Genomic DNA, 5,840 nt, shown 5'->3' on the forward strand with positions numbered 1-5,840 from the left:
CTTCGTGCTGCCGGTGCTGGCACTGCTGTTGCGCAGCCTGAGCGAGCCTCAATGGGGCCTGCAGCACTACGCCGAGCTGGTGGGCAGCTTCACCTACGCCAAGGTGCTCTACAACACCCTGGTGGTGGCCACGGTGGTGACGGTGGTGACCGTGCTGCTGGGCTTCCCGGTGGCCTGGCTCATGGCCATGCTGCCGCAGCGCTGGGCCAGCCTGCTGATGGGCATCCTGCTGCTCTCGATGTGGACCAACCTGCTGGTGCGCACCTACGCATGGATGGTGCTGCTGCAACGCACCGGCCTGATCAACCAGACGCTGATGGGCTGGGGCCTGATCAGCGAGCCGCTCGCTCTTGTCAACAACCTCACGGGCGTGACCATCGGCATGAGCTACATCATGCTGCCCTTCCTGGTGCTGCCGCTGCATGCCACGATCAAGGGCATCGACCCGGCCATCCTGCGGGCTGCAGCCACCTGCGGCGCCACGCGCTGGCAGGCCTTCTGGCGCATCCTGTGGCCGCTGGCGGCCCCGGGTGTGGCCAGCGGGGCGCTGATGGTCTTCGTGATGGCCATGGGCTACTTCGTGACCCCGGCCCTGCTGGGCGGCACCTCGCACATGATGCTGGCCGAGCTGATCGCGCAGCTGGTGCAGTCCCTGCTCAACTGGGGGCTGGCCGGCGCCGCCTCCCTGGTGCTGCTGACCGTGACCCTGGGCCTCTACGCCCTGCAGCTCAAGCTCTTCAACCCGCAAGGAGGCCGCCATGCTGCTTGACCACGACAAGCTGGGCTGGCCACTGAAGCTGGGCCTGGGCCTGATCGCGGTGCTGGTGTGCGGCTTCCTGCTGGCCCCCATCGTCTTCATCGCCCTGCTGTCCTTTGGCTCCTCGCCGTGGCTGATCTTCCCGCCCCCAGGCTGGACGCTGCAGTGGTACCGCGAGATGTGGGCCGATCCGGGCTGGCTGCAGGCGACCTGGCACAGCACCAAGGTCGCGCTGATCGTGATGGTGCTGGCGGTGAGCCTGGGCTTCCTGACGGCCCTGGCGCTGGTGCGCGGGCGCTTCCCCGGCCGGGCCTGGCTGCGCGGCTTCTTCCTCACGCCCATGGTGCTGCCGGTCGTGGTGCTGGCCGTGGCGCTCTACGCCATGTGCCTGAAGATGGGCCTCACGGGCACGCTCACCGGCTTCGTGATCGGCCACCTGGTCATCGCCCTGCCCTTTGCCATCATCACCCTGTGCAATGCCCTCGAGGGCTACGACTTCGCCCTCGAAGAAGCGGCGCTCATCTGCGGCGCCACGCCCTGGCAGGTCAAGTGGCGGGTCACGCTGCCGGCGCTGCGCCTGAGCCTGTTTGCCGCGGCCGTCTTCGCCTTCCTCGTGTCCTGGGACGAGGTGGTCGTCTCCATCTTCATGGCCACCCCCGGCATGGAGACCCTGCCCGTGCGCATCTGGAGCACCTTGCGCCAGGACCTCTCTCCCGTCATCGCCGCCGTCTCCACGGTGCTGATCGGCTTCACCCTGCTGCTGATGCTGATCGCCGCCGCCTTCCGCAAAGGACCCCAACATGGTCAATGACACCGCCTCTTCGCCTTTCCTGAGCATCCGCGGCCTGCGCAAGACCTATGGCAGCGCCGTGGCCATCGACGACGTCTCGCTCGACATCCGACAGGGCGAGTTCATGACCTTCCTGGGCCCCTCGGGCTCGGGCAAGAGCACCACGCTCTACATCGTGGCCGGCTTTCAGGACCCGAGCGGCGGCAGCGTGCAGCTGCAGGGCCGCAGCCTGCTGTCGGTGCCACCCAACCGGCGCCACATCGGCATGGTCTTCCAGCGCTACACGCTGTTCCCACACCTGAGCGTGGCCGAAAACATCGCCTTCCCGCTGCGTGTGCGCGGCAAGGGCCAGAGCGAGATCGCCGCCAAGGTCAAGGCCATGCTCAAGCTGGTGCACCTCGACCAGCATGGCGAGCGCATGCCTGGCCAGCTCTCGGGCGGCCAGCAGCAGCGCGTGGCCATCGCCCGCGCGCTGGCCTACGACCCGCCGCTGCTGCTGATGGACGAGCCGCTCTCCGCCCTCGACAAGCAGCTGCGCGAAGAGATCCAGCTGGAGCTGCGCCGCATCCACCAGGAGACCGGCATCACCATCCTCTACGTGACCCACGACCAGGAAGAAGCCCTGCGCCTGTCGGACCGCATCGCCGTGTTCAACCAGGGCCGCATCGAGCAGGTGGGCACCGGCCGCGAGCTGTACGAAGAGCCGGCCACGCGCTTTGTGGCGGGCTTCATCGGCCACTCCAACTTCCTGCCTGTGACCGTGGACCAGCGCGATGGCGACCAGGCCCAGCTCAGCCTGCCCGATGGCAGCCGCCTGAGTGGCGCGGCCCTGCGCTGCCATGCACGCACCGGCCAGAAGGCCGCGCTGATGGTGCGCCCCGACCGCTTCCGCCTGGCCCGCCACAAGCCCGAACACGCCCCCGGGGTGACCGTGAAGGTGCGCGACCTGAGTTACCTGGGCGATGCCCTGCAGGTCCACATCGTCACCCCCTGGGCGCAGGAGCTGCACGTGCGCCAGCCGCTCTCGCCTGATGCGCCCTGCGCCTGGTCCATCGGCGACACCGCCCAGCTGAGCTGGGACATCGCCCACAGCCAGGTGCACGCGCTGGCCTGAGCACCTCACCGCCCCATCCCGGCCCCGCCATGATCCCGCCCCAGGCAGGCGGGTCGGGGCGCAGCCTTGCCCTCTCAGTCTCTCCCTTGTCCCTTCCTTGTCCCTCCCCTCGCCCACACAGGAAACCACCATGTCCCGACAGCCTTCCTCGATGCGCCCCCTGAACCCGCTCAACGCCCTCGCCTGTGCCAGCCTGCTGGCCACGCTGGCGGCCCCGGCCCTGGCCCAGTCCAACGTGACCGTCTCCGGCACGCTGGACGTGGGCGTCTACCGCGGCATGGACCAGACCACCCAGGTCGGCAACCTCTCGCGCAGCAACCTCGCCTTCAGCGGCAAGGAGGACCTGGGTGGCGGACTCTTCACCACCTTCCGCCTGAGCACCCGCATGGAGGTCGACACCGGCGCCACCGAATCCGGCGGCAAGCCCTTCTGGCACGACGAGGCCACCGTGGGCCTCAAGGGTGACTTCGGCCATGTGCGCCTGGGCCGCGCCAACGACGCCGTGGCCGCCAACGACTGGGCCTTCGACCCCTGGGACAACTTCGACCGCCTGGGCTCGCCCGCCTGGCAGTACTGGCACTACAACTACGCGACCGACCGCGCCAGCAACAACGGCAGCCCCGAGTACAACCGTCTCAACAACGGCATCTTCTACGATTCGCCCACCGTCGGCGGGGCCTCGGTGTCGCTCAGCGGCTCCCCTGAAAAGGCCAGCGCCAGCAGCGCCACCGGGCAGGGCAAGCCGGTGCAGGGCGCCCTGAAATACGGCATCGGCGGCTTCTACGGCATGGTGGCCTATGGCCGCAATGCCGCGGGCGACACCGTCAAGTTCCTGGGCCTCAAATACGGCTTCGGCGCCCTGACCGTGATGGGCGCCTACGACATCAGCACCTACCAGGGCACCCTGGTCACCAGCACGGCCCACGCCGCCACCCTGGGCGCCACCTACCAGCTCGACAAGGTCCTGCTGCAGGCCGGTTATGGCCGACTGAACCAGGTCACCGGCGACGAGCAGTACTTCGCCCTGGGTGCCCGCTACCCGCTGTCCAAGCGCACCTATGTCTACACCGACCTGGCCCACAAGCGGCCCGAGTCCGGCTCGTCCCACACGGGCTACGGCGTGGGCATCAACCACAGCTTCTGATCGCCTCGCCACAGCTGACACAATCAGACGACCACCAGGAGGGGCCCGCGGAGCGCCCCTCCCGCTTGCAGGAGTTCACCGATGCCCCGGACCGCCGGATCACTGAAGATTGACCGCAGCCAGAAGACGCTGCGCGAACTCACGCTCGAGAAGATGCGTGACGCGATCATCGGGCAGTACTTTCAGCCCGGCCAGCGCCTGGTCGAACGCACGCTGTGCGACGAACTGGGCGTGAGCCGCACCGTGGTGCGCGAGGTGCTGCGCCACCTCGAAACCGAAGGGCTGGTGAACAGCCCGCCCAACCAGGGCCCCACCGTGGCCACCATCGATGCGGACACCACCCGGCAGGTCTACACCGTGCGCGCCCTGCTGGAAGGCCACGCCGCCGCGGCCTGCGCCCGCCTGGCCAGCGAACAGGACCTCACCCGCCTGGCCGCCGCCATCATGCTGATCGAAGCGGCCTTTGCCCAGGGTGACCACGCCACGGTGCTGGCCGAAACCACACGCTTCTACGAGGTGATGTTCAACGCCGGTGGCGAGCAGGTCGCCTGGGGCATCGTGCAGTCACTGAACGCGCGCATCAACCGCCTGCGGGCCATCACCATCGCCAGCAAACAGCGGGGGCAACAGGCGCCGGGCGAGATGCGCCGCCTGCTCGAAGCCCTGCGCGCCCGCGACGAAGCTGCGGCCAGCGAGGCGGCCCAGGCGCACGTGCACAGTGCAGCCCAGGTGGCGCTCAGCGCCCTGGCTGCCGAGCCCGCAGGCGCATGAGCCGTCAGGCGGCGCGGCGTGCCAGCGTCGTCTGCACCACGATGGCATCGGGGCTGGCGGCCAGGCAGCCCAGCGCCTCGGCCTGCGGCCACAGGCTCAGCTCACCGGCCTGCAACACCCGCGTGGCGCCGTCGGGCCCGGCCACACTGATCACGCCGGCCAGCACCAGCAGGACCTGATCCGGCGGGCCCAAGGGCGAATGCGGCAAGGGCAGCGTCAAGGTGGGCATGGCCGTCAGCGCGGGCGCACGCCAGCACCGCAAGGTGGCCTGGGCGCCTCCACGCCGGGTCATCACATTCCAGAAACGGGCGGGGCCACCGCCCAGGCGGAGTGCCACCTGGGCCTCGCCTTCGAAGGCCATCTGCTCACCCGCCTGGTTCAAGGCATGGGCCTGGCCATCGACCATCAAGGTCAGCACCGAAGGGGTCGCATCGGTGGCCAGGGGCGCGATCAGCATGGCCTGCCGGTGCAGACCGGGGAAGGCCGAAAACGGCCCGCTGGCCTGCAACTCGGCCGCGCTCACGCGCCACAGCGGCTCGTTCTGCAAGGCGGCGCTCACCACGGGCCGCGTCTGTCCACCGCCATTGCGCCAGGGCTGTAAAGGCAGATCGCCGAGCGCGTGCACGCGGCCATCGGCCAGGGGGCCGCTCCGGCTGACCGGGGCGATGGCAGAGGCGTCCACAGCGGGCATCAGGCGGCCTGGGGCAGCTGGGCGCTGAGCACGGGCAGCACCTCGAAGAGGTCGCCCACCAGCCCCACATCGGCCACCTGGAAGATCGGGGCGTCAGGGTCCTTGTTGACGGCCACGATGACGTCGGCGTCCTTGATGCCGGCCAGGTGCTGGATGGCACCGGAGATGCCAAAGGCCATGTAGAGCGCCGGGGCCACGGTCTTGCCGGTCTGGCCGACCTGGATGGCATTGGGCGCGAAGCCCGCGTCCACCGCGGCACGCGACGCGCCCACGGCACCGCCCAGGCGGTCGGCCAGCTGCTCGATGAGCTGCATGTGCTCGGCCGCGCCCACACCCCGGCCACCCGCCACGACCACGCGGGCCTTGGTCAGGTCAGGGCGGCTGCTGGCCACGGCCTCGCGGGCCAGCACGCGGCTGCGGGCATCGGGCGGCACCACGGCCCGCACCTCGACGGCACAGGGCTCGGCCACGCTGCCCACGGGCTCGAAGGCCGAGGCGCGCACGGTGGCCAGGGTCAAGGCACCGGTGGCCTGCACCGTGGCCAGCACGGCCCCGGCGTACATGGGACGGCGC

7 protein-coding genes are annotated in these 5,840 nt (G+C 69.7%); 5 read left to right on the forward strand and 2 right to left on the reverse strand.

Annotated features, from left to right (window positions below):
* From QZ994_RS18325 to QZ994_RS18345, 5 genes are all read left to right on the forward strand, one after another.
* Nucleotides 1-769 (forward strand): ABC transporter permease (locus QZ994_RS18325; protein ID WP_290877043.1); only part of this gene is annotated, 769 nt, incomplete at its 5' end.
* Nucleotides 759-1,568 carry an ABC transporter permease gene (locus tag QZ994_RS18330; protein WP_290877045.1) on the forward strand — a complete coding sequence of 270 codons (810 nt, stop codon included), beginning with the start codon at nucleotides 759-761 and terminating at the stop codon, nucleotides 1,566-1,568. The genes QZ994_RS18325 and QZ994_RS18330, both read left to right, overlap by 11 nt.
* Nucleotides 1,558-2,661 (forward strand): ABC transporter ATP-binding protein, encoded by a 1,104-nt coding sequence (locus QZ994_RS18335; RefSeq protein ID WP_290877048.1) that lies wholly within the window; start codon nucleotides 1,558-1,560, stop codon nucleotides 2,659-2,661. The genes QZ994_RS18330 and QZ994_RS18335 overlap by 11 nt, the downstream gene beginning before the upstream one ends.
* Before the next feature lie 130 nt (nucleotides 2,662-2,791).
* Nucleotides 2,792-3,805 (forward strand): porin, encoded by a 1,014-nt coding sequence (locus tag QZ994_RS18340; RefSeq protein ID WP_290877050.1) that lies wholly within the window; start codon nucleotides 2,792-2,794, stop codon nucleotides 3,803-3,805.
* 81 nt (nucleotides 3,806-3,886) lie between these two features.
* Nucleotides 3,887-4,576, forward strand: a complete 690-nt coding sequence (locus QZ994_RS18345; RefSeq protein ID WP_290877052.1) for a GntR family transcriptional regulator — start codon at nucleotides 3,887-3,889, stop codon at nucleotides 4,574-4,576.
* 4 nt (nucleotides 4,577-4,580) lie between these two features.
* On the opposite strand, the gene QZ994_RS18350 is transcribed toward QZ994_RS18345, so the two are convergent.
* On the reverse strand, nucleotides 4,581-5,267 hold the full coding sequence (locus tag QZ994_RS18350) for a HutD family protein (RefSeq protein WP_290877054.1): 687 nt from the start codon (nucleotides 5,265-5,267) through the stop codon (nucleotides 4,581-4,583).
* Nucleotides 5,267-5,840, reverse strand: a 574-nt coding sequence (locus QZ994_RS18355; RefSeq protein WP_290877057.1) for an FAD-binding protein, incomplete at its 5' end; no start/stop codon positions are given. The genes QZ994_RS18350 and QZ994_RS18355, both read right to left, overlap by 1 nt.

This window comes from Aquabacterium sp., assembly GCF_021768455.1.
GTDB lineage: Bacteria > Pseudomonadota > Gammaproteobacteria > Burkholderiales > Burkholderiaceae_C > Aquabacterium.

Excerpts from the sequence above, each read along its gene's own strand:
- QZ994_RS18335 (WP_290877048.1), top strand. The coding sequence starts at position 1,558 with ATGGTCAATGACACCGCCTCTTCGCCTTTCCTGAGCATCCGCGGCCTG.
- QZ994_RS18345 (WP_290877052.1), top strand. The coding sequence starts at position 3,887 with ATGCCCCGGACCGCCGGATCACTGAAGATTGACCGCAGCCAGAAGACG.
- QZ994_RS18330 (WP_290877045.1), top strand. The coding sequence starts at position 759 with ATGCTGCTTGACCACGACAAGCTGGGCTGGCCACTGAAGCTGGGCCTG.
- QZ994_RS18350 (WP_290877054.1), bottom strand. The coding sequence starts at position 5,267 with ATGCCCGCTGTGGACGCCTCTGCCATCGCCCCGGTCAGCCGGAGCGGC.
- QZ994_RS18340 (WP_290877050.1), top strand. The coding sequence starts at position 2,792 with ATGTCCCGACAGCCTTCCTCGATGCGCCCCCTGAACCCGCTCAACGCC.